Source organism: Allobosea vaviloviae (assembly GCF_001298265.1).
Lineage (GTDB): Bacteria > Pseudomonadota > Alphaproteobacteria > Rhizobiales > Beijerinckiaceae > Allobosea > Allobosea vaviloviae_B.
This window is the reverse complement of record NZ_LGSZ01000055.1, coordinates 1-1546: the sequence shown is the minus strand read 5'-3', so window position 1 is coordinate 1546 and position 1546 is coordinate 1. Positions and strand designations below refer to the sequence as shown.

3 protein-coding genes are annotated in these 1546 nt (G+C 65.8%); all 3 read left to right on the top strand.

What is annotated here, in order from left to right; translation table 11 throughout:
* Positions 1-213, top strand: a 213-nt coding sequence (locus AE618_RS29080; RefSeq protein ID WP_210166468.1) for a hypothetical protein, incomplete at its 5' end; no start/stop codon positions are given.
* A gap of 131 nt (positions 214-344) precedes the next feature.
* Positions 345-752, top strand: coding sequence for a helix-turn-helix domain-containing protein (locus AE618_RS28890; RefSeq protein ID WP_248310970.1), 408 nt, complete (start codon positions 345-347; stop codon positions 750-752).
* Positions 664-1546: IS21 family transposase (gene istA, locus AE618_RS21520; RefSeq protein WP_248310969.1), on the top strand; the 883-nt coding region annotated here is incomplete at its 3' end. The genes AE618_RS28890 and istA, both read left to right, overlap by 89 nt.

The window sequence follows — 1546 nt, the reverse complement described above, 5'->3', positions numbered from 1 at the left end:
CTAGAGCTATCCCGCAAAGCCCTGGAGATGGCCTTGCGGGCGGATGCCCTTGCGATCCGGGGTGTAGCGATAGAGGACGGCGGGCGCTGCATCACCGGCATGGGGGCGCTCGTCGCGGACATAGACCTGCGGATTCCGATTCATTCCGGCCGGGTATTCCGATTTGAAGCCGGCCACCGTTCCGATCTGATGTCGGCTACCATTCCGATTTGAAGCCCGCCGGGGTTCCGATCAATCCCCGGCCGGTTTCCGGTGAGTTTGGCGTTTTCGTTTGGGTCAGTCCCCCGGGCATCAGGCCCCTCGCAATCGAGAGGAACCGGATGCCGGCCAAGAGAGAACTGACCATGCGACAGATAAGACAGATGCTGCGGCTTGCCCGGGACGGGGTCAGCGCGCGGGGGATCGGACGCACGCTTGGCGTGGCGCGCAGCACGATCCAGGACAACCTCAAGCGCGCCGCGACCGCCGGGCTTGCCTGGCCATTGGCCGACGATCTGACGGACGCGGTTCTCGAACAGCGCCTGTTCGCCCATGCAGGCGTGAAGAGCGGGTTCCGCCGTCGCACCGAGCCGGACTGGGCCTCTCTTGCCTGCGAGTTGAAGCGGCCCGGCGTCAACCTGATGGTGCTCTGGGAGGAGTACCGCGACGCTCATCCCGAGGGATATGGCTACAGCCGCTTCTGCGATCTGTTCCGGGAGTTCGAACGGCGCCTGTCGCCGACCATGCGCCAGGATCATCCCCGCCGGCGATAAGGTCTTCGTCGACTACTCCGGCAAGAAGCTCTCGATCGTCGATCGGACCACCGGTGTCGTGCGCGACGCCGAGATCTTCGTCGCCGTGCTGGGCGCCTCGAACTACACCTATGCCGAGGCGACCTGGACGCAGACGCTGGCCGACTGGATCGAGGCCCATGTCCGGATGTTCCGCTTCCTCGGTGGCGTGCCGCGCCTCGTCGTGCCCGACAACCTGAAGTCCGGCGTCCAGAGAGCCTCGTTCTACGATCCCGAGATCAATCGCAGCTACGGGATGATGGCCGCTCATTACGGCGTCGGCATTCTGCCGGCCCGCCCGCGCAAGCCCCGCGACAAGGCGAAGGTCGAAGCTGGTGTGCGCTTCGCGCAAAGCTATATCCTCGGGCGGCTGCGCCGGCAGACCTTCTTCTCGCTGGCCGAGGCGAACACCGCGATCGCCGCCATGGTGGAGCGCATCAACGCCCACGTCATGCGCAGGCTCGGCGTCAGCCGCCGGCATCTGTTCGAGACCGTCGAGCGGCCTGTGCTGGCGCTGCTGCCGGACGCCGACTACCAGTTCGCGGAATGGCGCCTGGCGCGGGTCTCTCTCGATTATCATGTCGAGTTCGACGGCTTCTTCTACTCGGTACCCCATGGCCTGATCCGCGAGCAGGTCGATATCCGCGCCACGACCCGGACGATCGAGCTGTTCCACCGGGGTCAGCGCATCGCCGCACACCAGCGTCGTCATGGCGGGCGCCGGCATGGCACAGATCCCGATCACATGCCCAGCGCGCATCGGCGCTACGCCGAGT

What these genes read in the sequence shown, in the direction of transcription:
- AE618_RS28890 (WP_248310970.1), top strand. Translation starts at nt 345, where the DNA reads ATGCGACAGATAAGACAGATGCTGCGGCTTGCCCGGGACGGGGTCAGC.